This is a genomic window from Streptomyces sp. MMCC 100, from assembly GCF_041538145.2.
Taxonomy (GTDB): Bacteria; Actinomycetota; Actinomycetes; order Streptomycetales; family Streptomycetaceae; genus Streptomyces.
Map to the genome: position 1 here is coordinate 7681053 of NZ_JBGORK020000001.1, position 25175 is coordinate 7706227.

At 72.8% G+C, this 25175-nt stretch carries 20 protein-coding genes and 1 tRNA gene; 15 read left to right on the forward strand and 6 right to left on the reverse strand.

The genetic code is table 11. From position 1 onward, the window contains the following. Positions 1 to 5: 5 nt before the first annotated feature. From ABS735_RS35610 to ABS735_RS35625, 4 genes are all read right to left on the reverse strand, one after another. On the reverse strand, positions 6 to 1463 hold the full coding sequence (locus tag ABS735_RS35610) for an RICIN domain-containing protein (protein WP_476755869.1): 1458 nt from the start codon (positions 1461 to 1463) through the stop codon (positions 6 to 8). Between the two features lie 99 nt (positions 1464 to 1562). Continuing rightward, positions 1563 to 3008, reverse strand: a complete 1446-nt coding sequence (locus ABS735_RS35615; RefSeq protein ID WP_476755870.1) for a ricin-type beta-trefoil lectin domain protein — start codon at positions 3006 to 3008, stop codon at positions 1563 to 1565. Positions 3009 to 3023: 15 nt separating this feature from the next. After that, the gene (locus tag ABS735_RS35620) at positions 3024 to 3701 is read right to left on the reverse strand and encodes an eCIS core domain-containing protein (protein ID WP_373904200.1); all 678 of its coding nucleotides are present in this window, start codon (positions 3699 to 3701) and stop codon (positions 3024 to 3026) included. Positions 3702 to 3797: 96 nt separating this feature from the next. Then, positions 3798 to 5366 (reverse strand): hypothetical protein, encoded by a 1569-nt coding sequence (locus ABS735_RS35625; protein ID WP_373904201.1) that lies wholly within the window; start codon positions 5364 to 5366, stop codon positions 3798 to 3800. Between the two features lie 1069 nt (positions 5367 to 6435). On the opposite strand from ABS735_RS35625, the gene ABS735_RS35630 reads away from it, so the two are divergent. The 4 genes from ABS735_RS35630 to ABS735_RS35645 are packed head-to-tail and all read left to right on the forward strand — an operon-like array spanning position 6436 to position 9243. Then, entirely contained in the window at positions 6436 to 8049 is a 1614-nt protein-coding gene (locus tag ABS735_RS35630) for a phage tail sheath subtilisin-like domain-containing protein (RefSeq protein ID WP_373904202.1), read from the forward strand. Positions 8050 to 8108: 59 nt separating this feature from the next. After that, positions 8109 to 8555: a phage tail protein gene (locus ABS735_RS35635; RefSeq protein ID WP_373904203.1), complete on the forward strand. Its 447-nt coding sequence runs from the start codon at positions 8109 to 8111 to the stop codon at positions 8553 to 8555. After that, positions 8555 to 9088, forward strand: a complete 534-nt coding sequence (locus ABS735_RS35640; protein WP_361012713.1) for a hypothetical protein — start codon at positions 8555 to 8557, stop codon at positions 9086 to 9088. The genes ABS735_RS35635 and ABS735_RS35640 overlap by 1 nt, the downstream gene beginning before the upstream one ends. Beyond that, positions 9085 to 9243 (forward strand): DUF6760 family protein, encoded by a 159-nt coding sequence (locus tag ABS735_RS35645; RefSeq protein ID WP_007450918.1) that lies wholly within the window; start codon positions 9085 to 9087, stop codon positions 9241 to 9243. Before ABS735_RS35640 ends, ABS735_RS35645 begins: the two co-directional genes overlap by 4 nt. A gap of 2543 nt (positions 9244 to 11786) precedes the next feature. Here ABS735_RS35645 and ABS735_RS35650 read toward each other — a convergent pair. Continuing rightward, the gene (locus ABS735_RS35650) at positions 11787 to 12665 is read right to left on the reverse strand and encodes a hypothetical protein (RefSeq protein WP_373904204.1); all 879 of its coding nucleotides are present in this window, start codon (positions 12663 to 12665) and stop codon (positions 11787 to 11789) included. 244 nt (positions 12666 to 12909) lie between these two features. On the opposite strand from ABS735_RS35650, the gene ABS735_RS35655 reads away from it, so the two are divergent. The 9 genes from ABS735_RS35655 to ABS735_RS35695 all read left to right on the forward strand — a co-directional run bounded on the left by ABS735_RS35655 (position 12910) and on the right by ABS735_RS35695 (position 22880). Then, a complete protein-coding gene (locus tag ABS735_RS35655; protein ID WP_373904205.1) occupies positions 12910 to 13461 on the forward strand; it encodes a hypothetical protein in 552 nt (183 codons plus the stop codon). An 87-nt stretch (positions 13462 to 13548) separates the two neighbouring features. Next, the gene (locus ABS735_RS35660) at positions 13549 to 13971 is read left to right on the forward strand and encodes a phage tail protein (protein ID WP_373904206.1); all 423 of its coding nucleotides are present in this window, start codon (positions 13549 to 13551) and stop codon (positions 13969 to 13971) included. A gap of 28 nt (positions 13972 to 13999) precedes the next feature. Beyond that, on the forward strand, positions 14000 to 14719 hold the full coding sequence (locus ABS735_RS35665; protein WP_373904207.1) for a CIS tube protein: 720 nt from the start codon (positions 14000 to 14002) through the stop codon (positions 14717 to 14719). Further along, positions 14719 to 16638 carry a VgrG-related protein gene (locus ABS735_RS35670; RefSeq protein WP_373904208.1) on the forward strand — a complete coding sequence of 640 codons (1920 nt, stop codon included), beginning with the start codon at positions 14719 to 14721 and terminating at the stop codon, positions 16636 to 16638. Before ABS735_RS35665 ends, ABS735_RS35670 begins: the two co-directional genes overlap by 1 nt. A gap of 58 nt (positions 16639 to 16696) precedes the next feature. Further along, a complete protein-coding gene (locus tag ABS735_RS35675) occupies positions 16697 to 17149 on the forward strand; it encodes a GPW/gp25 family protein (RefSeq protein WP_373904209.1) in 453 nt (150 codons plus the stop codon). Continuing rightward, positions 17149 to 19107 carry a putative baseplate assembly protein gene (locus tag ABS735_RS35680; protein ID WP_373904210.1) on the forward strand — a complete coding sequence of 653 codons (1959 nt, stop codon included), beginning with the start codon at positions 17149 to 17151 and terminating at the stop codon, positions 19105 to 19107. The genes ABS735_RS35675 and ABS735_RS35680 overlap by 1 nt, the downstream gene beginning before the upstream one ends. A 65-nt stretch (positions 19108 to 19172) precedes the next feature. Next, positions 19173 to 19682: a phage tail protein gene (locus tag ABS735_RS35685; protein WP_373904317.1), complete on the forward strand. Its 510-nt coding sequence runs from the start codon at positions 19173 to 19175 to the stop codon at positions 19680 to 19682. Beyond that, entirely contained in the window at positions 19679 to 21097 is a 1419-nt protein-coding gene (locus ABS735_RS35690) for an NADase-type glycan-binding domain-containing protein (RefSeq protein ID WP_373904211.1), read from the forward strand. Before ABS735_RS35685 ends, ABS735_RS35690 begins: the two co-directional genes overlap by 4 nt. Before the next feature lie 133 nt (positions 21098 to 21230). Further along, positions 21231 to 22880 (forward strand): alpha/beta hydrolase, encoded by a 1650-nt coding sequence (locus ABS735_RS35695; RefSeq protein WP_373904212.1) that lies wholly within the window; start codon positions 21231 to 21233, stop codon positions 22878 to 22880. Between the two features lie 61 nt (positions 22881 to 22941). Here the strand turns inward: ABS735_RS35695 and ABS735_RS35700 are convergent. Further along, positions 22942 to 23018: transfer RNA gene (locus ABS735_RS35700), tRNA-Thr, on the reverse strand. 219 nt (positions 23019 to 23237) lie between these two features. On the opposite strand from ABS735_RS35700, the gene msiK reads away from it, so the two are divergent. Then, positions 23238 to 24374 carry a diacetylchitobiose ABC transporter ATP-binding protein MsiK gene (gene msiK, locus ABS735_RS35705; protein WP_373904213.1) on the forward strand — a complete coding sequence of 379 codons (1137 nt, stop codon included), beginning with the start codon at positions 23238 to 23240 and terminating at the stop codon, positions 24372 to 24374. A gap of 264 nt (positions 24375 to 24638) precedes the next feature. Continuing rightward, the gene (locus ABS735_RS35710) at positions 24639 to 25094 is read left to right on the forward strand and encodes a hypothetical protein (RefSeq protein ID WP_373904318.1); all 456 of its coding nucleotides are present in this window, start codon (positions 24639 to 24641) and stop codon (positions 25092 to 25094) included. Positions 25095 to 25175 lie beyond the last annotated feature (81 nt).

The window sequence follows — 25175 nt, forward strand, 5'->3', positions numbered from 1 at the left end:
AGCCGTCAGTCCTTCTTCGGGTGGATGATCTCCCACTCCTGGTCGTCGACGTTGCTGCAGTTGTCGAGCACCATCTTGGAGAAGAGGGCGCCGCCGTTCGCGCCCTCCACGCCGAGGCACTTCTGGTTGCTGGAGAAGTTGCGGATCCAGTAGGCCCCGCTCTCCTGCTTTTCGGCCCACCAGAGCTGGTTGTCGGCCGCGGTGGTGCTGTCGCAGGTGAACTCGGAGACGGGCGTCCCCACGGCAGCGGCACCGTGATAGGGCAGGTCCATGCAGAACTTGTCCTTGATGTTCCGGATCTGGAAGAGCGGCGCTCCGCCGGGGCCGCCCTTCTCGTACTTCACCTCGAGGTCCCAGATCTGGTTGTCCCCGTCGGTGTCGTCGCAGACGGCCTGCTGGACGGGTCCGTCGAGCTCGCCCTTCTCCCGCCCGGGGAGTTCGGCGCACATGTGGCTGGTGGTGTTCCGCAGCAGGATGTTCCGGGCGGGGACCACCGGCTTCACGGCCGGCTTGTCGGGCTTCTCGGTCTCCCCGCCGCCCTTGTCCTCGTCGCCCTTGTCAGCACCGGCGCCGTCGTCCTTCGACTCCTGCGTGGCGGGCTGCTGCACCTGCGGCTGATCGGCGGGCGCGGACTCGGCGGTACTGGGCAAGGTCTCCGGGGCGGCGCTGGGGCTCGGGGCGAGCGCGGCACCCGCCTGCTGGGTCTGTTCGGTGGCGCTGGTGCGGACCTGCGGCTTGTACGCGATCCAGATCATCACGAACGCGACGGCCAGCGCGACGAAGATCCCCAGGAACGTCGCCAGCCAGCGGGGCAGGAAACCGCGCTGCACGTAGGTGCCCTCGACCTCGGTCGGATCGACCCCGGAGCGCCGCACCGCCAGCTTGTACGGCCGCTCCTCCTTCGAACCGAACCAGATGACCTGCTTCGGCTTCAGCGTCGTCTCCACGAACGCCGCACGCCCCGGCTCGATCTGCACATTGCCCGGACGCAACTCGTACGACAGATGATCGCCCGTATCACTGCCCGCGACCGACGCCGTCACCTTCGTATTGCCGAGGTTGTCCACCGCCAGCCGCGGCCGCCCCCGGAACCGCCCCTTCACCGTCGGCGGCACCAACTCGGCCCGCACCTCGGTGAACGCCGTGATCGTGAGGTTCCCCTCCGGAACGGTCACCGCGTCAGGATGCTCCGTCGGCGTGATCCGCACCGCGTACGGATTCGGCCCCGCCACCGCATCGGAGGTACGCGGCGGAGCGAACGTCAGCTCCACGGTGCCGGTCGTGCCCGGATACAGGCGAAGCGTCTGCGGCTCCACCGTCGTCCAGGGAGCCACCTGCCCCACCGGCTCGAACCGGTACTCATCCACCACGTCACCGGTATTACGCACCCGCAGGCGCACACGTGTACTGCTGCCGGGGTCCACGGTCGCGGACGCGGGCTCCAGGGAAGTCCACAGGCTCACACGCCGACGCTACGCGCCGACTCTCCGCGGGTCAGCGGCAGTCGGGGCAGTACTCGCTGCCCCGAGGTGCCTGGTCGAGCGGCTGCCCGGACCTCGGGGTCAGTCCTTCTTCGGGTGGATGATCTGCCACTCGTGGTCGTCGACGTTGCTGCAGTCGGCGATGTTCAGCGGGGTCTCGGTGCCGCCGTTCTGGCCCTTCACGTTCAGGCACTTGTTGTTGCTGGCGAAGTTGCGGATCCAGTAGTCCCCGCTCTCCTGCTTTTCGGCCCACCAGAGCTGGTTGTCGGCCGTCGTGCCGTTGCAGTGGAACTCGGCGACCCCTGTGCCCACCGGACGGGCGCCGTACTCCCCCAGGTCCATGCAGAACTGGTCCGTGGCGTTCCGGATCTGGAAGAGCGGAGCCCCGCCGGGGCCGCCCTTCGGGTACTTCACCTCGAGGTGCCAGTACTCGTTGTCGCCCTCTTCGTGGCAGTTGGCCTGCTGGACGACTCCGTTGATCTGGCCCTTCTCCCGTCCGGGGATGTCGGCGCACATGTGGGTGGTGGCGTTGCGGAGCATGACGTTCCGGGCGGGGACCACCGGCTTCACGGCCGGCTTGTCGGGCTTCTCGGTGTCCCCGCCACCGCCTCCCTTGTCCCCGCCGCCACCGCCGCCACCGCCGTCGTTCCCGGTTTCCTCGGCGGCCGGCTGCTCGGGCTGTGCCGGGGGCGCGGACTCGGCGGCGCTGGGAAGCGTCTCCGGCGTGGCGCTGGGACTGGGGGCCAGTGCCACGCCCGCCTGCTGGGTCTGTTCGGTGGCACTGGTGCGGACCTGCGGCTTGTACGCGATCCAGATCATCACGAACGCGAGGGCCAGCGCGACGAAGATCCCCAGGAACGTCGCCAGCCAGCGGGGCAGGAACCCGCGCTGCACGTAGGTGCCCTCGACCTCGGTCGGATCGACCCCGGAGCGCCGCACCGCCAGCTTGTACGGCCGCTCCTCCTTCGAACCGAACCAGATGACCTGCTTCGGCTTCAGCGTCGTCTCCACGAACGCCGCACGCCCCGGCTCGATCTGCACATTGCCCGGACGCAACTCGTACGACAGATGATCGCCCGTATCACTGCCCGCGACCGACGCCGTCACCTTCGTATTGCCGAGGTTGTCCACCGCCAGCCGGGGCCGGCCCCGGAACCGCCCCTTCACCGTCGGCGGCACCAACTCGGCCCGCACCTCAGTGAACGCCGTGATCGTGAGGTTGCCCTCCGGAACGGTCACCGCGTCAGGATGCTCCGTCGGCGTGATCCGCACCGCGTACGGATTCGGACCCGCCACCGCATCGGAGGTACGCGGCGGAGCGAACGTCAGCTCCACGGTGCCGGTCGTGCCCGGATACAGGCGAAGCGTCTGCGGCTCCACCGTCGTCCAGGGAGCCACGTCCCCGACGGGTTCGAACCGGTACTCATCCACCACGTCACCGGTATTACGCACCCGCAGCCGTACGCGTGTACTGCTGCCGGGGTCCACAGTCGCGGACGCGGGCTCCAGGGAAGTCCAAAGGCTCATCGAATCCGTACCGTTCTACTCCGTGTCGTCCGTGTGGTCCGTGGCCGCTCCCTGGGCGGCGACGGACGGGGCGATGTCGGCCCCGGCCTTGAAGGCCGCTCCGTCGGTCACCGCAGCGACCTCGGAACCCTGGCCCGGATCCGTGACGGCGGGGCCGCCGGCACCGCTCCGGGCGCCCTTCTCCGGGATTCCCCTGCTGTTCTTGTCGAGGTGGCTGGCCTCGTGGGCGAGGATCTCCTCGTTGCCGATGGCGGACGGGCCGAGGTACACGTCCATGCCGATCGTCATGGCCTCGGCGCCCATGGCCGCCGTCGCACGCTGAGCGATCGGGTCGGCGTGCATGCGGGCGTGGGCGAGGTTCGGGTTCTGGTAGAACGCCGTCGCCTTGGTGAGGAAGGCCCCGGGGAGCGGCGAGCTGGGGGTGCTCTGCGCGGCGGCCAGGAGCTGGCTCTGCCCCTCCGGGCTCCTGTCGTCGATCCCGTCGTGCCCGCACCCGGCGCCGTGCTGGTGCGTGTCCTGGTTGATGAGACGCTGGACGGCGTTGTTGCCGGCGGAACCCTGCAGCGCCAGGACCGTCGCGGGGGTCATCGGCGCACCGCTCACTCCGGTGGTGGGCGCGGTCACGGCCCGGTGCGGAGCCCCACCACCCCGCACGGCCTTCTGCTCGGTGGCTTCCTCGTGCGCGCGCACCATGGCTCCCTTCGACACCGGACGTGTGGCCACCAGCCCTACCGGACGGCCCTCGCTCTCGACAGGTCCGCGAGGGCAACGCCGGGGGCAGCGCCGCGCTCAGCCCGAGGAGAGCTGGTTGGTGATCTCCTTCTCCCAAGCGCTCTGCTGCGCCGGGTCGTTGAGCGAGTCCGCCCACTGCTGCTCCGTCAGCCCGTGCTTGTCCGGGCTCGCCTTGAGCACCTTGAGGAGCGCACGCGCCGAGTCGCGGATGTCGTCGGGAACGTCCCTGCCCACGCGCACGTCCGGTCCGGCCGCGAGCGCGTAGAGCTCCTGCGCCATGTAGTGGCGTTCGCCCTGCTTGACGGACTTCGTCACCTTGAAGAACTCCGCGACCGCGTCGCCCCGCCCGACGCCCTCGGCGGCCGGTGTCCCGGACCGCGTCGCCTCGTTCTCGTCCTGGGCCAGCGTGGGCCGGGCCCACCGGTCCGGGTGCCGCGCCTCGACATAGCGGTTGGAGCCCGCCCGCGCTCCCTTGTAGAGCGCGTTGCCGAGCAGGAAGGCCGCGGCCACGCCGGCCACGGCGGGTGCGGCCGGACCGCTGACCGCCCCGGCGGCCGCCGCGATCGCCAGGCTGCCGGCGGCGGTACGCACGGAGTTGCCGCCCAGGTTGGTGATGCGCTTGGCCAGTTTGGTGTGCTGCTTGTGCCGGGCGTACTCCCGCAGGCGGACGAGTTCGGCCAGCAGTTGGCCGTGGAGGCGATCGACTTCCTGTGTGAAGGCGAGCACGTCCGGGCTGACGTCCGCGGCGGCCCCGGCCGCGTTCGACGGTCCTGCCGCCTGCGCCTGCTGGGCCTGCGCCTGGGCCAGCCCGGCCCGTGCCCGCCCCATCTGGTCGAGTACGTCCTGGAGCATCGCCTCGGCCCGCTCCACCCCGTCGGGGGCTTCCAGGTCCACGGCCTTGATGTCGCTCTTCTTGGTGAAGGTCTTCCAGACGACGGGGATCTCCCGGAGCACCGCGATCATGGAGAAGACGATGGTGGCGCCGCCGGACAGCTCCCCCAGCGCCGGCACCCCGGCCAGGTTCCCGGCGTTCTTCACCCCGGCGTTGACCGCGCTGCTGACATCGCCCGTGACCATGGCGGAGCCCGATGCCGCGCCGAGGGGCTTGCCCCTCTTGTCCTTCCGGGGCTTGTGGGAGGCCGGTCCCGTGTCGTCGCCGCTCTTGCGCGCGGTGTTCAGGGTGCGCAGGTCGTTGAGCACGCCCAGGGCATCGGTCACGGCGTTGATGCCGCTGCCGACCTGACCCATGATCGCGGTGTTCGCCAGCAGGCCGTCGTCGGACGTGGTGTTCGCGTGTGTCCGGAGGCCCGACTCCATCGGCATGTTGACGCGGGTGGCCATCGTGTCGGGCGTATCGAGGACCTTCTTGGCCTTGTCGGCCTTGGCGGAGGTACCGAGGGCGCGGTCGATCGCGTCGTTGGCCCGCCTGATCTTCGCCCGGGCGGCGGCCAGGCGCTGCCGCAGCCCCTTCCCGCGCCGCTCCTCCTCCGGCCGGCTCTCCGGACCCTCCTGCTCCGCGGCCTGCCTCGCCTCCTGCCGTCGGCGCCCCTCGGCGGCCGCATTCTCCGCGACCGGGGCCGCGTGCTCCCGGCCCTCGTCGATCACCCGCCGACGCTCTTCCGCCACCTCACCCCGACGACGCCCCCCGGCAGCAGCGTCCCCCGCCACCGGAGCCGCGTGCTCCCGGCCCTCCTCCACCACCCGCCGACGCTCTTCCGCCACCTCACCCCGACGACGACCCTCCGCAGCCGCATCCCCCGCCACCGGAGCCGCGTGCTCCCGGCCCTCGTCGATCACCCGCCGACGCTCTTCCGCCACCTCACCCCGACGACGACCCTCCGCAGCCGCATCCCCCGCCACCGGAGCCGCGTGCTCCACACCCTCCTCCACCACTCGCCGACGCTCCGCCGCCACCTCACCCCGACGACGACCCTCCGCAGCCGCATCCCCCGCCACCGGAGCCGCGTGCTCCCGGCCCTCGTCGATCACCCGCCGACGCTCTTCCGCCACCTCACCCCGACGGCGCCCCTCGGCAGCCGCGTCCCCCGCGACCCGGCGGCCCTGTTCCCGGTCGGGCTGTCGCGGCGGAGCCTCCGTGCCCAGCTGGGGAGGGGCGGAGCTCGATCTGCCGCGGCCCCCCGTCCGTCCCGCCGTCCCCGTGGGGACGTCCTCCTCCCGCTCTCCCGGCCAGGAACTGCGGCGCGCACCACTCGCCGCGCGCTGAATCGCTTCCGCGACCGCCCTGTTTCCCGCCCTGGCCTGCCAGTCGGCCAGCGGCGGCTGCGGCGACCGGGAGCGGCGCCGAGCCGGATCGGCGGCATCCGTGCGACGGGTCTGTGATGCGTGCAAGCGGTCCGACACGGACAACCCCTCCTGACGTCCCGTCACCGTCCCCGCCCGGCAGGGGCAGGGCAGCGCCCCGGTGCGGCGGGACGGCGCACCCCGGAACGGGGTGTGATCGCAAGATGACATCCTGGCGAACTGACACTCAACACACGATGTTGAAGCAGAAACGCCGGCCGTCCACCAGGGGTCCGCCGGGGAAAGGCGCCGGAAGGGCGGGGAGTCTGCCCCAACGGGCACGACCGGGGGCAGGGAACGTGCCCCCGTACCGGCACCGGGGGACGTTTCGGCGGCGGCAACGCGCGCGTGAGGCTGAGGGGCGTCCTGTCTCGTACCCCGAGGAGAGCAGAGCATGCCGTCCTACCTGTCGCCCGGCGTCTACGTCGAGGAGGTGGCCAGCGGCTCGCGCCCGATCGAGGGAGTGGGCACGTCGGTGGCGGCCTTCGTCGGTCTCGCCCCGACCGGCCCGCTGAACGAGCCCACCCTGGTGACCAACTGGACGCAGTATGTCGCGGCCTTCGGTGACTTCACCGGCGGGTACTACCTCGCACACTCCGTCTACGGGTTCTTCAACAACGGCGGCTCCGCCGCCTACGTCGTCCGGGTCGGCGGCTCCGCCGACGACGCCGTCGCGGGCGACACCGCGAACGGCACCACCGCCCCCGCCCCCGCCGCCGTCACCGGCAGCACCGCCAAGGCCGCGCTGCCCGCCGCCGAGCCCAAGCAGCTCGGCGCGTTCTCCGTGACGGCCACCGCCGCCGGCCAGAGCGGCCCGCTGACCGTCGAGGTCGCCGACCCCGAGGGCGAGGGCCCCGCCGAGCGGTTCAAGCTGATCGTCAAGGACGGCGACAAGCCGGTCGAGACCTTCGACGTGAGCGCCAAGAAGGGCAACCGCTCCTACGTCGTCACCCAGGTCAAGGAGCGCTCCAAGCTCATCACCGTGACCGAGGCCGCGCCGGCCGCGCAGCTGGTCCGCCCGGAGAACCAGACCCTGACGCTGCCCGCGCCGCCGGCCGCCGCCCCCGCCGTTCCGGCCGGGCAGGTCGAGACCGTGCAGGCCGGCCCGACCGAGTACATCGGCGACTCCGCGGACCGCACCGGCTTCGGCGGCCTGGAGGCGATCGACGAGATCTCCATGGTCGCGGTGCCCGACCTGATGGCCGCCTACCAGCGCGGCGCGATCGACCTGGAGGCCGTCAAGGCCGTCCAGCTCGGTCTCATAGCCCACTGCGAGCTGATGGGCGACCGCGTCGCCATCATCGACCCGCCGCCCAGCCAGAACGCCCGTCAGATCCGTGTCTGGCGCCAGGAGACGGCCGGGTACGACTCCAAGTACGCGGCCCTGTACTACCCCTGGATCAAGTCCTTCGACCCGGCCACCGGCCAGTCCCGCCTGGTCCCGCCGAGCGGCCACGTCGCCGGCATCTGGGCCCGCAACGACGCCGAGCGCGGCGTGCACAAGGCTCCCGCCAACGAGGTCGTCCGCGGCGCCGTGGACCTCGAGCTGCAGATCACCCGCGGCGAGCAGGACCTGCTCAACCCGATCGGCGTCAACTGCATCCGCTCCTTCCCCGGCCGCGGCATCCGCGTCTGGGGCGCCCGCACCCTCTCCTCCGACCCGGCGTGGCGCTACCTGAACATCCGCCGGTACTTCAACTACCTGGAGGAGTCGATCCTGATCGGCACCCAGTGGGTGGTGTTCGAGCCGAACGACCACAACCTCTGGGCCCGCATCCGCCGCAACATCTCCGCGTTCCTGGTCAACGAGTGGCGCAGCGGCGCCCTGTTCGGCCAGAGCCCGTCCGAGGCGTACTACGTCAAGTGCGACGAGGAGACCAACCCGCCGGAGTCGGTGGACCTCGGCCGGGTCGTGTGCGAGATCGGCATCGCGCCGGTCAAGCCCGCCGAGTTCGTCATCTTCCGGCTGGCCCAGTTCTCCAGCGGCAGCGGGGAGCTGGAGGAGTAGCGGGCGGCGCGCGCCGCCCCGTACGCCATCGTCAAAAGCCTCAGAAGGACTGAGAACACATGAGTCTGAACCCGGGTGACTCCCTTACTTCACACAATTTCGGTCTCCAGATCGACGGTGTGATGATCGAGTACCTCTCCGAGGTCAACGGCATCACCCTCGAGCAGGACGTCATCAAGTACCCGCAGAACAACGGCGCGACCGGCAAGACCGAGATCGCCGTGATGCCGGGTTCCGCGAAGGACGGGCAGTGCACCGTCGTGCGCGGTATGACCCAGTCGAACTCGTTCACGCAGTGGATCAACGACTCGCTCGAGGGCCGTATGTCCTCCGCCCGCAAGAACGCCTCGATCATCGTGATGGACTACGAGGACAACCCGGTCAAGCGGTACAACCTGCGCAACGCCTGGTGCAGCAAGATCGACATGAGCCCGGTGAAGGCCGGTGAGGCCGCCGCGCTGACCGAGACCGTCACCATCGTGTTCGAAGAACTGGTCATCGAGTAATGCGGCGTACGCCTGCCAAGGCACCTGCCGCGGCACCCCAGACCGCGGCGGCGGGAGCGGACTTCCCCCGTTCGGCTCCCGCCGCCGCGCCGGCGGAGGCACCGGCCGGTCCGCCGGCCGGCCCTCCCGCCGGGCCTCCCGTCGACGCGGCACCGCGGCAGGAGTTGCGGACCGAGTTCCCCTTCGAGCTGCCGCGCGGGTACGTCGACGACTCGGGCACGGTCCACAAGGACGGTGTGATGCGCCTGTCGACGGCCCGGGACGAGCTGATCCCGCTGCGCGACGTGCGGGTGCAGGAGAACCCGGCGTACCTGTCGGTGGTGCTGCTCGGCCGGGTCATCACCCGGCTGGGCACGCTGCCGATGGTGCACGACGGCATCGTGGAGAACATGTTCGCCTCCGACCTGGCGTTCCTCCAGGACTTCTACCGCCAGATCAACGCGGAGGGGCACACCCGCGCGGCCGTCGCCTGCCCGCACTGCTCGGAGGCCTTCGAGGTGGAACTCGGCGGGAGCCGCCTGGGGGAATCGTGACGTACGCGACCGACCGGCTGCACGAGGAGATCGCGTACGTCGCCTACCACTTCCACTGGAGCCTGGAGGCGATCCTGGACCTGGAACACCAGGACCGCCGCCGGTACACGGACCAGATCGCGTCCCTCGTGACGCGTGGCACGGCGGAGGGCTGATCGGTGGGATTCCTGGACCGGCTGCGGGGCCGTCGGGACGGCGTCGTCGACGGGGGCGGGGGCGGGACCGCGCTGTCCACGGGCCCGCTTCCCGACCCGGGCTCAGACCCGGCTTCGGGCTCGGGCCCGGCTTCGGGCTCGGGCCCGGCTTCGGGCTCGGGCCCGGCTTCGGGCTCAGGCCCGGCTTCGGGCTCAGGCCCGGCTTCGGGCGCCGGCGGGAGTACGGCGCCCACGACCGGACCTGGGAGCAGCCCCGCGACCGGACCGGCGCCCGTGGCCGTCGCCGCCTGGACGGGTCTGCCGCCGATCCAGCGGGCCACGGGGGCGGCACGTACGGGAGTGGCGGACGCCGGTTTCGGCGGCCGCCTTCCGACGTGGCAGAACCCGTCGTTCACGAGTGCGCCGTCCCCCGCGGTACTGAACCCGGCGGCCGGCGACAGCCTGCTGTCGGGTGCCTTCGGCACGCCGGCCCGCCGGCCGTCGTCCACGCCCTTGGCACCCCCGCCCGGCGCACCGCCGGTGCAGCGGATGCCGGTCGCGCCACTGCGCGCGATACCGGCGGAGGCCTCCGAGCCCGGTGCTCCCGGCTCCCCCGGCGCTCCCGCGGGTTCCATGGCGCCGACACGGACCTCCGCCTCGGGTGCGCCGCCGCGTACGCCCGGGGCGCGCAGGGGTGCGTCGGCGCCCGCACCGGCGCCGCAACCGGCGTCCAGGACCACGCCGCCGGTCCAGCGGGCGACGCGTTCCGCCGGGGCGGCGCCGGCATCGTCGTCCGGGGCGCCGGCGAGCACACCACCGGCCCGGTCCGCGCGCGGGGTCCGGGTGACGCCGGTACCGCCCGCCGCGTCCCACCCGCGGCAGGCTCTGACCAAGGCTCCGTCCGGGGCGTCGGCCGTGCAGCGCCGCGCCCTGCCCGCGAGCCGCCGGACCACCGGCTCCCCGCCGGAGTCCCGCGGAACGGCGCCCACGTCGACGGACGGCGACCGAGCGGATCCCGGCGCCCCGGTGCAGCGTGCCGTATCTCCGCAGCCCCCGGCTGCCACCGGATCGCCGGCCCCGGCCGCCCCCGCCGCACAGCGTGCGGAATCCACCGGCACCGGAACGGCGCCGGACGCGAACACCCGGGCACCGGGAGCCGATTCCGGCAGCCGGTCGGCCTCCGACACCCCGGTGCGAGGAGCCACGCCCCGGCCCGGCGGCGACACGGCGCCCGCACGCGACGGCGGTACGGCGTCCCGTACGCCGGTGCAGCGAGCCGCACGCGCGTCCACCAGCGGCGACAACCCGACGCCCACGCCCCCGGCCCGCCGCACCACCCCGGCACCGCCCGCACCCGACACCGCCCCCGCACGCGAAGGCGGCACGTCGAGGTCCGGTGCGCCGGTCCAGCGAGCGACGCGCGAGCCCAGCCCCGCCGCGACACCCGCACCCACGCATGACCACGGCACATCGTCATCCGGCACGCCGGTGCAGCGAGCCGCACGCGAGTCCACCAGCGGCGACAACCCGGCGACCACGCCCCCGGCCCGCCGCACCACCGCGGCACCGCGCGCCACCAACACCCCGGCACACGAAGGCGGTACGTCGTCGTCCGGTACGCCGGTCCAGCGGGCCGCGCGCGAGTCCGGCAGCGGCCACAGCCCGGCGACCACGCCCCCGGCCCGCCGCACCACCGCGGCACCGCGCGCCACCAACACCCCGGCACACGAAGGCGGTACGTCGTCGTCCGGTACGCCGGTCCAGCGGGCCGCACGCGAGTCCGGCAGCGGCCACAGCCCGGCGACCACGCCCCCGGCCCGCCGCTCCACCACATCACCGTCCGCGCCCGACACCACCCCGGCACGCGAGGGCGGTACGTCGTCGTCCGGTGCGCCGGTCCAGCGAGCCGCACGCGAGTCCGGCAGCGGCACGACAGCCGCGTCCGGCCCGGCCGCCCAACGGGCCGTCGCCCCGCCGTCCGGTACCGCGCCGACGGCCCGGACCGCCGCCGGACCCGACGCGGCACCCGCCGCTTCCGGTGAACGTCGGCCGGCCTCGCCGGGCACCACGTCATCGGGTCCGCCGGTCCAGCGGGCGGCGGCGCGTGGGCCCCGGGCGGGCCTCGGGCCCGCCATTTCGCGCTCCGGCAACGACAACGACACGGCGTCCCGTACCCCGGCCCCCGCCCCCACCCCCGCCCAGCGAACCGTGCCGCGGCCCGGCCCCGCTCCGGCCGACGCGACGGGCGAACTCCCCGTGCAGCGGGCGAAGTCCGGGCACGGTCCCGAATCCGGAGCGGCCCCGGCATCCACCACCCGCTCCCGCACCGCCCCGGTGCCCGCGTCGGCCCCCGACGGCGCGATGTCGCCCTCGGCGCCTTCGTCGTCGTCGACGCCCGCGTCGACGCCCGCGTCGATGCCCGCGGCAGGAGCCTCCCCGGCCGCCTCCCCGGTCCAGCGCGCCGAGTCCCCGGGCAACGCCCCCTCGACCGCCCCCTCAACGGCGGCACCCGGCGCAGCCGCGTCGGCCGGCACCCCGGCCCCGGGCAATCCGCCCGCGCCGGTTCAGCGGGCGGTCGCCCGCGTCACCCCGCCGGCGGCTCCCGGCGGCATGGCGCCCCCCTCCCGGTCGGCGAACCGCCCCTCGACGCCCCCCAGCACTCCCGCCACCTCCGGCGGTCCCGGCTCCCAGACCGGTGCGCAGCCCCCGGTCCAGCGCCGGGCGACTCCCCCCGCCCAGCCGACACAGGCACAGGCACAGGCACAGGCACAGGCGTCACCGTCTTCCGGTCCCGCACACCCTGCGTCGTCCCACCGCACCTCCGAGGCGGCCACCCCGGCCCGGCCCGCCACGAACCGGGCGGCCGACGCACCCGGCCCGCCCTCCACAGCCCCGGCACGCGCACCGCACCGCGACACGCCTGCGGCGCCCGCCGTCCAGCGATCGGCCGAGGTCCCCGTCACCCGGGCCGCGACACCCTCCGGCCCGAACCCCGCCGTACCGCTCTCCCCGCCGGAAGGCGGCCGAACGGGAACCGGCCGGGCGGAAACCGGCAGGGCGGGCAGCGCCCGGCCGGGGGCCAGTACGCCTCCGGTCGCCCCGGCCCACCCCGTGCAGCGCAGTGCCACGGCGCGCCGCCCGGGTCTCGGTGCCCCCACCTCCTCCGGACCGGCCGCCGCCGTACGCCCCTCTGCCCCGGCCCCGGCCCCGAAGACACCGCCCGCGCAACCCGCGCGCCGCTCGTCCGCGCTCGGTGCCCCCCTGCCCCCGGCCGACACCTCGTCGTCGGCTCCGCGCCTCCCTGCGGCGGCCCCCGGCCCCGCCCCCGCCGAGCCCCGTACGACTCCGCCCGTCCAGCGCGCCACCGCACCGGGCTCCCCGGCCGCGTCCACGACGAGCCCGGCGCCACCGCCCTCCGCGGCCACGCCCCCCTTCACGGCCACGCCTCCCTTCACGGCCGGGCCCTCCCCTCTCCCCGTGTCCCCCCCGATGCCCCGGCAGACCCCGATCGCGCCGACGGCCGCCCCCATGACGACCCTCACGCCACCGCCACCGCCACCGCCACCGCCTCCTCCCGTCCCGGGCGGCGGCCCCACGCCCCCCACCGTCCAGCGCGCCCCCGCGAAGGCGGTGCCCCTGCGTCGGCCCGCGCCCCCCGGCACCACCGCCGCCCGGGCTACGCTCCCGGTGGCCCCCCTCACGCCGCCCGCTGCGTCGGCGCCCCGCCCGGCCCTCCCGGTGGGCGCCGCAGCGCCCGCACCGACGGCCGGGGACTCCGCGCCCGCCGCCCCCGCCGTGACCGACGACGCCTCCGCGCTCCCGGTCCAGCGCGCGTCCGGCCGCAGCGGCCGGGCCGGTCGTACCACCAGTGCCCTGGCCGCGAGCGCCGCGGCCGCCGTGGCCGACACCCTCACGCGCGTCCGGGCCCCCTCGTCCCGGTCCGCGCCGTCCTCCCGGTCCGCGCAGCAGGGTCCGGGCGAGCCGCCACCGCCGTACCAGTCCTCCCCGCCCGGCAACCCGCCCCCGTACTCGGCGAGTTCCGGGCAGTCGTCCCCGGGGACGGGCAAAGCGCCGCCCGAGTACACGGCGGTCCCGGCCGGCGGGTTCGACCCACGTGATCTCACCGACTTCCAGCTCGACGAACTGGTGCACCGGATCATCGGCCGCGTCACCCGTCTCGTCCGCACCGAACTGCGCATGGACCGCGAACGGACCGGCAGACTGCGCGACCCCCGCTGACCGGACACACCGGACCGGCGGGGCCGACCGGACCAGCCGCACCCGCCCGCCACCGTTCACCCTCCACCGACAGAAAGGCCGACCCCGATGACCCGCCAGGACCCGGGCTCCTCCATCTGGTTCAGCCTCGCCATCGACGGCGAGAGCCTCGGCTACTTCAACGGGTGCGAGGGCCTGTCGACCCAGGTGGAGGTGGAACAGCGCCAGGAGGGCGGCAACAACGGCTTCGTGTGGCAACTGCCCTCCCGCGTCACCTTCTCCAACATCCGGCTGACCCGCCCGCTGACCCCGGACACGACGAAGGTCGCCAAGTGGATCTCGTCCGTGCAGACGGGCATCAAGCGGCCCACCGCGCAGATCTCCGCGCTGCGGGCGGACGGGTCGCTGGTCGCCCGCTGGGGACTGATCGACGTCCTGCCCGTCAGCTGGCAGGGCCCCAGCCTCGACCCCGGCAACCTGTCCGTGGCCACCGAGGTGCTGGAGATCGCCCACCACGGGTTCACGGACTGACGGCGCCGCAGAGCAGAGAGGAAGACCCATGGCCACCAGCAAGGGCGCCGGCAAGAGCCTCGTACGCGCCAACCTCGCCATCCACGAGCCGCCCACCGGCACGACCGTCACCCCCGGCGCGCTGATCCGGACGTTCGCCTTCGAGTTCAACCCGGCCCAGCTGGCCATCAGCCAGCGCACCCAGTGGAAGGCGACCCCGACGGCGGCTGTGCGGGAGGCCGCGAAGCCGCAGTTCATGGGAGCCGAGCCGCGGGAGATGACCCTGGAGATCTTCCTGGACTCCTCGATGAAGCCCGACGGCAACACCGTGATGAAGAAGGTCGATTCGCTGCTGCTCTGCTGCGAGGTGACCGCCAAGAGCCTGGCCGCCAAACAGCCGTCGCCGCCCTGGGTGGTCTTCGAGTGGGGTTCGTTCTCCACGGCACGCTTCACCGCGTACGTGTCGTCCATCGAGACGCAGTACACCCTCTTCGGCACCACGGGCGTTCCCATCCGCGCCACCTGCCAGGTGGCGCTGGTGGAGATCCCGGGCCCGACCCTGGGCCAGAACCCGACCTCCGGCGCCCTCACCGCCCAGCGCGTGCACCGCGTCGTCGCGGGAGACTCGCTCCAGTCCCTGGCCTGGAGCGAGTACGGCAACGCGAACGCGTGGCGCGTGATCGCCGAGGCCAACGGCATCGACGACCCGTCCCACCTGCCGACCGGCACCGAGCTCATGCTCCCCGCCGCCGAGGAGGTGCCTCACTGATGGTGCGGCCCGCGTTCTCCAGCATCGTCGAGGTCAAGATCGGTGGTGCGAAGCTGCCCGACGACATCGCCCCGATGCTCACCGACGGCTGGGTCGACCAGGGCGTGAACGTGCCGGCGGCGTTCCGGCTCACCTTCCGCGACCCCTACCACCTGGTCCTCGGCAAGCTGAACGTGCAGTTCGGCACCAAGGTCGTCATCACCCCGATCGCCGACGGACAGGGCATCGGCAAGCCCCTGCTGACCGGTGAGGTCACCGGCATGGAGGCCGACTACGACGGCACCGGCAGCTTCACCGTCGTCCGCGGATACGACTACGGGCACCGTCTGATGCGCCAGCGCCGGGTGGCCGCGTACCGCAACCAGAAGGCCTCCGACATCGCCCGCAAGCTCGTCGCCATGGACGGCGTGTCCATCGGCCGCATCCAGCCGACCAAGGGCACCTACGGGTTCATCAGCCAGTCCAACGTGACCGACTGGGACTTCCTCTCCCGGCTGGCCGACGAGAACAAGATGGTCATGTACCTGGACGCCAAGGGGAAGTTCCGGTTCGTCACGCCGAAACCGTCGGCCGGCGCGCCGTCCCCGAAGACGGACGGCGACAAGAGCACCTTCGTCCTCCAGGCCGGCCACGACATCCTGCGGCTGCGGGCCGCCGTCACCGCCGCCGACCAGATCGGCAAGGTCGAGTCGCGCGGCTGGAACGTCACCACCAAGAAGAAGATCACCGAGATCGCGCCGGCCACCACCGACCCCGGCATCAGCATCGGCTCGACACCCGGAACGGCGGCGGGGAAGTTCAAGCCCGGCAAACTCGTCGAGACCGCCAACCCCTACGACAAGCAGGACGAGGTCCAGCACGCCGCAGCCGCTCTCGCCGCCGACGTCACGTCATCCTTCGCCGAGTTGGAGGTCGCCGTGTACGGCCACCCCGACCTGCGGCCCGGCGTCCCCGTCGCCCTCTCCGACGTCGGCAAGCCCTTCGAGGGCAAGTACACCGTCACCTCGGTACGCCACCACTTCGGCGACGGCGTGCCCTACGAGTCGTGGATCACGGTCAGCGGCCGCCAGCGGCGCTCCCTGTACGGACTCGCCTCCGGCGGCAGCGGCGGCACCGACCCGGCGAGCGCCACCCGGCTGCCCAGCGTCGCCAACGCCATCGTCACCGACGTGCAGGACCCCCTCAAACAGGGCAGGGTCAAGCTGCAGTTCCCCTGGCTGGACGACACCTACGTCAGCGACTGGGCACGCAGTGTCCAGATGGGCGGCAAGGGCGGCGGCGGTGTCTTCCCCATGGACGTGGGCGACGAGGTGCTCGTCGCCTTCGACCGCGGCGCCCTCGACCATCCGTTCGTCATCGGCGGGCTGTACAACGGCCGGGACCTGCCGACCAAGGTGAAGGACGTGCCGCTGCACGACGGCCTCAAGAAGAAGGCCGCCCGGCACACCCTGTCCGACCGCCAGGGCAACCGCGTCGACCTGCTCAGCCAGCAGACCGGCGGGCGCAAGCAGGGCGTCCGCATCGCCAGCGGCAACGACAGGCTGACCATCAACCTCGACCGCACCAAGACCGAGATCACCGTCGACAGCAAGGGCTCGGTCAGCATCACGGGCAGCCGCTCGGTGTCGGTGGAGGCGGGCACGGACCTCACCCTCGAGGGCCGCCGGTCGGTGACGGTGAAGAGCGGCGGGCCGCTGCTCCTGCAGGGACGGGGCCTGGTCAACCTCAAGTCGACGGCCGGCACGGTCAACGTCGGCGCGATGGGGGCCCTGCTCATGAACGCGACCGGTGCCATGACGCTCACCGCCACGGGACTCGTGTCGGTCACCTCCGTGGCCAACGTGAACATCAAGGCCATCAAGGTCGACCTCATGGGCGCCGTCTTCGTCAACACCATCAAGTACCCCCTCCCGGCATGACCGGACAACCGCACCGAGGCACGGGGCGCAGAGACAGAAGAAGGCAGGTGGCTACCTGATGGCCGAACAGTTCGTCGGCTCCGGCTGGTCGTTCCCGTTGCGCATCGGACCCACCGGCGGGATCGCCCTCGTCAGCGGCGAGCAGGAGGTGGAGGAAGCCATGCGGCTCGTCCTCGCCACCGCCCCCGGCGAGCGGCCGATGCGCCCCGAGTTCGGCTGCGCCATCCACGACCTGGTCTTCGCCCCGGTCAACGAGCAGACCGCCGGCCGCATCCAGCACGAGGTGTACGTCAGCCTGGACCGCTGGGAGCCGCGCATCGAGGTCCACGACGTCGAGGTCACCACCGGCGGCGGCCAGAACGTCCTCTACATCGACGTGCGTTACTCCATCCGCGGCACCAACAACCCGCGCAGTCTCGTCTTCCCGTTCTACGTCATCCCCTCACACGACGAGCCCGACCTCCCCGACGGCCCGGCCGGCCTCCCGGGCTCTCCCGAAAGCGACCGCTGATGCCCCTGCCCTCCCCCAACCTCGACGACCGCCGCTTCCAGCAGTTCGTCGACGACGCCAAGCGCTACATCCAGCAGCGCGCTCCGGAGTGGACGGACCACAACGTCTCCGACCCCGGCATCACGCTCGTCGAAACGCTCGCCCACATGGCCGACCAGATCGTCTACCGCCTCAACCGGGTGCCGGAGAAGAACCACCTCGCCTTCCTCGACCTGGTCGGCATCACGCTCTTCCCGCCGTCCGCAGCCCGCACGGACGTCACCTTCTGGCTGTCCGCTCCGCAGGAGGACACGATCTGGGTGCCGGTCGGCACCGAGGTGGCCACCCTGCGCACCGAGCGGGACGAGGCCGTCGTGTTCGCCACCGAGCGCGACCTGTCCGTGGTGCCGTGCGAACTGAGCCGCCTGGTGGTGCAGCACAGCGGCAAGGCCGTCAACGACCGCACCACCGACCTCGCCGAAGGCAAGGACCTGATGTGCTTCGCCGAGGCCCCCGCTCCCGGCGACTGCATGCTCATCGGCCTCACCAACGCCGTCCCCCACTGCGCGCTCGCCCTCGAACTCGACAGCCGCGTCGACGGCGTCGGCGTCGACCCCCGCCAGCCGCCCCTGGTCTGGGAGGCCTGGACCGAGGACGGCTGGCAGCCCTGCGACGTCGACCGCGACGGCACCGGCGGCCTCAACCGCCCCGGCGACATCGTCCTCCACGTGCCCTGCGGCCACGTGCTGTCCCGCAACGGCGGCCACGAGGCCGGCTGGATCCGCTGCCGCGTCACCGAACCCCTGCCCGGCCAGCCCTTCTACACCGCCTCACCGACCATCCGCTCCGCCGAGGCCTACACCGTCGGCGGCACCACCGGCACCGTCCACGCCGAAACCGTGCACGACGAGGCCCTCGGCGAATCCACCGGCCTCCCCGGCCAGCGCCTGCGGCTCGAACACGCGCCCGTCGTCGCCGACGACCCGCCCGTCCTCCTCCAGACCGCCGACGACGACGGCTGGCAGGACTGGCAGGTCGTCCCCCACTTCGCCGGCTCCCGCCCCGACGACCACCACATCACCCTCGACGCCGCCACCGGCGAGATCGCCTTCGGCCCCGCCGTCCGCGAGGCCGACGGCACCCTGCGCCAGTACGGCGCCGTCGCCCCCAAGGGTGCCGTCATCCGCGCCCGCCGCTACCGCACCGGCGGCGGCAAGGCAGGCAACGTGGCCCGCGGCGCCGTACAGGTGCTGCGCACCTCCATCCCGTACGTCTCCGAGGTCGTCAACCGCGAGGCCGCCCGCGGCGGCGTCGACGGCGAGACCGTCGGGGAGGCGAAACTGAGGGCGCCGATCACCCTGCGCGCCCAGGAACGCGCCGTCACCCTGCGCGACTACGAGGAACTCGCCCGCCGCGCCGCCCCCGAGACCGCCCGCATCACCTGCCTGGAGGGCGAGGAGAACGAGTACGGGGCCCACGCCGTCCGCGTCCTCGTCGTCCCGCAGGCCGTCCCCGACCCCGGCGGACGCCTGCGCTTCGAACAACTCGTCCCCGGCGACGCCCTGCTCAGCCGCATCACCCGCCACCTCGACGAACGCCGCCTCATCGGCACCCGCCTGTCCGTCGGGCCGCCCTACTACCAGGGCGTCACCGTCGTCGCCACCGTCCACGCCTTCCGCGACGTCGACGCCGACCGCGTACGCCGCCAGACCCACGACGCCCTCTACCGCCACCTCGACCCGCTCACCGGCGGCGCCGACGGCAAGGGCTGGCCCTTCGGACGCCCCGTGCAGTCCGGCGAGGTGTTCGCCGTGCTCCAGCGCGTACCCGGCGTCGAACTCGTCGACGAGGTCGTCCTGCACCCCGCCGACCCCCTCACCGGCAAGCGCGGCGACCCCACCGACCGCATCGACCTCGAAGCACCCGCCCTGGTCTTCTCCTACGACCACCGGGTCCGCGTGATCGGCGACGGCGCGTGACGGCCGCCCCGACCTCCCGCCGGGGATCCGTCGACGGACTCGGCTCCTCGCTGCCCATCGGCTCGATGCTGCCCGCCGTCTTCGCCGACGACGACCTCGCCCTGCGCTTCGTCGGCGGACTCGACGACGTCCTCGCACCCATCCTCAGCGTCCTGGACTGCCTCGACACCTACTTCGACCCCGCCCTCACCCCGGCCGACTTCGCCCAGTGGCTCGGCACCTGGGTCGGCGCCGAGACCGACGGCACCGAACCCGAGGCCCGGCTGCGCGCCGCCGTCGCCGCCGCCGCCCGGCTGCACCGCGTACGCGGCACCCGGCAGGGGCTGTCCGAGGCCGTACGGCTGGCCTTCGGCGCCGAACCGGAGATCACCGAGAGCGGCGGCGCCGTATGGAACGCCCGCCCCCTCGGCCCGTTCCCCGGCCGGCCCCGCCCGTACCTGCACGTCGCCCTCCGGCTGCCCGACCCGAAACCGGCCGACACCCATCGCCTGGACGCCCTCGTCGCCGCCGCCCGCCCCGCCCACATGCCCTACACGGTCGAAGTGACCGCCTCCGAAAGGACCCCGGAGAGATGACCACGCAGAACTGCGCCGAGTGCGGAACCCGCGCGGAACCGGGCCAGTCCTTCTGCGACGCGTGCGGCGCCGTACTCAGCTGGGAACAGGCCGGCGCCGCCCGCACCGCCCAGCCCGCGGCCGCCACGTCCGACCAGAGCCCCGCCTTCGACGCCTTCGGCGGCGCGGGCGTACCCCCCGCCCGCACCGGCCGCCCGGCCACCGGGCCCGCCCCCGACGGCACCGGAGAACCGGCCGGCGCCATCGGGGACAACCCCACCCTGCCCCAGCCACGCCGCACGGCAGGCTCCACGGGCACCCCGGACACCGACGACACGGCCGGCCCGGGGAACACGGCAGGCTCAGCGGGTCAAGCAGGTCAGGCCGACCAAGCCGGTCGGACCGGCCAACCGGGCACCACCGCAGGTAACGACGCGCCCGCCGCCGACGATTCGGCCCCCACCGCCCCGGTGCCCTCCGCAGCCACCGCAGCCACCGCCGCCACCGCCCCGAACACGCTCAGCGACACCATGTCCGACCGGGCCCGCTCCCTCCTCGTCCCCGTCGCCGACCCCGAGGCCCCGACCCCCACGCAGCCCCCGGCCGTCGCCCCCGTCCTGCCCGGCCGCCCCGACGCGGACCGCCCGCAGGTCCGCGCGCCCGGCCACCAGCCGGACATCGCCAACGGCCCGCCCTGCCCCTGGTGCTCCACCCCCAACCGCCCCGACCGCCACTACTGCGCCCGCTGCGCCATGCCCCTGGCCGCGAGCGGCGACCAGGCCACCGTGCGCGCCCCCTGGTGGCGCCGGCTCTTCGGCGGACGGCGCCGGGAAGCCCCGTGGGCCGGCGACCGCCCCCGCCTGCGCCGCGTCTTCGACCGCATCGGCACCTGGATCACCATCGCCGTCGTGGGCTCCCTCGCCGTCCTCGGCTTCGTGTACGTCCCCGACGGCATCGACAACACCCGCGACCACTTCGCCAAACGCGCCCCCGTCTCCCCCGACGGCATCAAGGCATCGCACTCCTTCCCCGGCCACAAACCGGAACTCCTCATCGACAAGCTCAGCAACACCTGGTGGGGCCCCGGCATCTCGCAGTCCGGCCAGGGCGAATGGGTCGAGGCCAGCTTCACCGAGCCGACCCGCCTGCTCGACGTGATCATCACCCCCGGTGTCTCCTCCCGCGCCAACAAGCTCCAGGAGTCGGCCCTGCCGCACCGCATCAAGGCGACGATCACCATGAAGGACGGCTCGATCAAGACCCGCGACCTCACCCTCGACCAGGGCGCCGGCGGCCAGCGACGCCCGTTCCGCGTCGGCGAGGTCACCAAGGTCCGCTTCACCATCGAATCCGCCCACGCGGCGTCCGCCGACAAGCAGGTCGCCATCGCCGAGATCGAGTTCTTCGGCCCCTCCAGCGCAAACCGTTCCTCCTGACCCCGCCCGGGGCCCCGCCGCCGAACACCACCCGGAACCGGCGGGGCTCCGCGAGCACCGGGAACAGGTACGCCCTCCACCCGAACGGACGCCACACCATGCGCCTCCCGCCGGGCCGCCGGAGGCTGAGGCCATGCCCACAGCACGAGCGATATCCACCGCCGTCCTGCTGTCCACGGCCACCCTGCTCGCCTCGTCCCTGACGGCCTGCGCGCCCACGGACCAGGAGCGCGACCGGCAACGCGGCACCGACGGCACCACCACCGACGCACAGGCCCTGACCAGCCTCCGCAACCAGTCCCTGAACTGGAAGGCCTGCCCCGCCCCCTCCCCCGCCCAGGGCGGCGGCGAGGCCCCCGCAGCACTCCCCGACGGCACCCGGTGGCAATGCGCCACCCTGCGCACGCCGTTGGACTGGAAGAACCCCTCCGGCGAGTCCATCGACCTCGCACTGATCCGGGCCCGCACCAGCGGCGCCCCGGACGACCGGATCGGCTCCCTCCTCTTCAACTTCGGCGGCCCCGGCGGGTCCGGCGTCGCCACCCTCCCCGGCCTCGCCCCCGACTACGAAAAGCTCCGCACCCACTACGACCTCGTCAGCTTCGACCCGCGCGGCGTCGGCAACAGCAGCGCCGTCCGCTGCCTCGACGCCGGCCTCCCCGACGAGGAAGAGATCGACAACACCCCCGACGACGGCGGCGACGAAACCAACGCCCTCGTCGAGTTCAACCGCGAAACGGCAGCCGCCTGCAAGAAGAACTCCGGCGACGTCCTCCCCTACGTCGGCACCACCCAGGCCGCCCAGGACATGGACCTGATGCGTCAGGTCCTCGGCGACGACAAACTCCACTACTTCGGCATCTCCTACGGCACCGAACTCGGCGGCGTCTACGCCCACTTGTTCCCGGACCACGTCGGCCGCGCCGTACTCGACGGCGTCGTCGACCCCACCCACGACACGATGGAGGAAGCCCTCGCCCAGGCCGGCGGCTTCCAGCTCGCCTTCGAACACTTCGCCACCTGGTGCGCCCAGCAGGGCTGCACACTCGGCGACGACGCCGAGGACATCGTGGACCTCACCGTCGACCTCGAGGAAGCCCTCGACGACACCCCGCTCCCCACCCCCGACGGCGCCGAACTCGACGGCGACGGCCTCATCGACGCCATCAGCGGCGCCCTCTACCGCCAGGACTACTGGCCCGCCCTCCGCGTCGGCCTGGAAGCGGCCGTCGACGACGACGGCGACGTCCTGCACGACCTCGCCGAAGCCCTCGGCCAGCACGGCAGGGGCGGCGACCCGGACGACGACGCCACCGACGACCCGCCCGGCGAGGAAAGCAACGAGGACGACGCCTTCAGAGCCATCACCTGCGACGACTCCAGCAACCGCTACACCGTCGCCGACGTCACGTCCCGCCTCCCCGACTTCCTCGAAGCCTCCCCCCTCTTCGGCCCCGGCCTCGCCTGGAGCGCCCTCACCTGCGACGGCTGGCCGGTCCCCGGAGCCGCCCCGCACCCCGAGGTCAGCGCCCCCGGCGCACCCCCCGTCCTCCTCGTCGGCAACACCGGCGACCCCGCCACCCCGTACGAGGGTGCCGCCCGCATGGCGGAACGCCTCGGCAAGAAGGTGGGCGTCGAGCTGACCTACGAGGGCGAGGGCCACGGCGCCTACGACAGCGGCAACACCTGCGTGCAGAACGCGGTCAACGCATATCTGCTCAACGGCAACCTCCCGAACCCCGGCACGGTCTGCAAGGCGGAACCGCTTCCGGAGGGCAAGTAACCGGGCACCACGTCGAACGCCCCCGCGATCCGAGATCGCGGGGGCGTCGGCGTGCCGGGTGTGGAGCCCCCTGTCGGATTCGAACCGACGACCTTCGCTTTACAAGAGCGGCGCTCTGACCAGCTGAGCTAAGGAGGCACGCGCGCGGCGGGCGCGCGCAGGCTGGTCCACTGTACACAGAGCCGGTGAACGATGTGATTCGAAAATTTCGGCGAAATTCACAGACTCCGAGCTACTGACAGATCAGGTGAACGCCCGGTACCGTCCTGCTCAGCTTCACCCGTGTGGACTACACCACCACCTTCCTACAACGGATCGTCCGGCACGTTCCTGCCGGTAGAAGGGGGCCCATTCACCATGGCCACAGTTACGTTCGACAAGGCGACCCGTGTGTACCCGGGTTCCACCAAGCCCGCCGTCGACGGTCTCGACATCGACATCGCGGACGGCGAGTTCCTCGTCCTGGTCGGCCCGTCCGGTTGTGGCAAGTCCACCTCGCTCCGGATGCTCGCGGGGCTCGAGGACGTGAACGGCGGTGCCATCCGCATCGGTGACCGCGACGTGACGCACCTGCCGCCGAAGGACCGGGACATCGCCATGGTGTTCCAGAACTACGCGCTGTACCCGCACATGTCGGTCGCCGACAACATGGGCTTCGCGCTCAAGATCGCCGGCGTCAACAAGGCGGAGATCCGGCAGAAGGTCGAGGAGGCCGCGAAGATCCTCGACCTCACCGAGTACCTGGACCGCAAGCCGAAGGCGCTCTCCGGTGGTCAGCGCCAGCGTGTGGCGATGGGCCGCGCGATCGTGCGTGAGCCGCAGGTGTTCCTCATGGACGAGCCGCTGTCCAACCTGGACGCCAAGCTCCGTGTCTCCACGCGTACGCAGATCGCCTCGCTCCAGCGCCGTCTGGGCATCACCACCGTCTACGTCACCCACGACCAGGTCGAGGCCATGACGATGGGCGACCGCGTGGCGGTCCTCAAGGACGGTCTGCTCCAGCAGGTCGACACCCCGCGCAACATGTACGACAAGCCCGCGAACCTGTTCGTCGCCGGCTTCATCGGCTCCCCGGCCATGAACCTGGTCGAGGTCCCGATCACCGACGGCGGTGTGAAGTTCGGCAACAGCGTCGTCCCGGTCAACCGCGACGCCCTGAAGGCCGCCTCCGACAAGGGCGACCGCACGGTCACCGTGGGTGTCCGCCCGGAGCACTTCGACGTGGTGGAGCTGAACGGCGGCGCGGCCAAGACCCTGTCGAAGGACTCGGCGGACGCCCCGGCCGGTCTCGCGGTCTCGGTGAACGTCGTGGAGGAGACCGGCGCCGACGGCTACATCTACGGCACGGTCGAGGTCGGCGGCGAGGCCAAGGACCTGGTGGTCCGCGTCAGCAGCCGCGCGGTGCCGGAGAAGGGCACGACCGTCCACGTCGTGCCGCGTCCGGGCGAGACGCACGTGTTCTCGTCCTCCACGGGCGAGCGCCTCACCGACTGAGAGCCTTCGCGCGGGGAATTCCCCCGCGAAACCTCCCGCTGAGAAACCACGCGACCGGGTGATTCCGCCCGCGTTGACGAAAAGAGCCCCGCGGCCTGCTGCGGGGCTCTTTTCGTTGTCGACAAATACCCCGGCACAACGGACGTTTCGACCGGTGTTCGTCAATCCTCTATCCCGTTCACGCCCGCTCTTCATCCCCCGATAGGGCGACTAAATGTCGCCAAATCATTACTGGGCGCTACCCTCACTCGCGTGAAGCACTCCGTGAAGCACTCCACCACCCGACAGACGCGACGCGGCCGGGGCCCCGCCCGCCGGATCGGCCGCTCTCTCGCCTTCGTCCTGCCCGTCGTCCTGGTGCTCTCCGGGACTCTCGCGGTCACCCGCGTCAACTGGTCCGGGGATCCCTCGGACTCGGTACTCGCAGCGTCGGAGGCCTCCTCGTCCAAGGCCTCCTCCGCCCGCGCCGCCCGCGCCCCGCACGAGGTGCTGCGCGACCGGCTGCTGACCGAGCTGCAGGAGGAGGACCCGGGCGTCGCGCTCACCCACCTCCAGCAGGCGGTGAACGAGCGCCCGTCGCTGGCCGACCACTGCGCCACCATCGCCCGCGCCCTCGGCCGCGCCGCGGTGAAGGCGTACGGCCCGACGCGCGCCCAGTCGTACGCCCGCCCCGTCTGCGACACCGCCTTCGCGTCGGGCGTCCTGGCCGCGCACGGCTGAGCGCCCTGCGGGGGCGGGCGGGGCGCCGCGTACGGCTGAGCGCCCTGCGGGGGCGGGCGGGGCGCCGCGCACGGCCGAGCG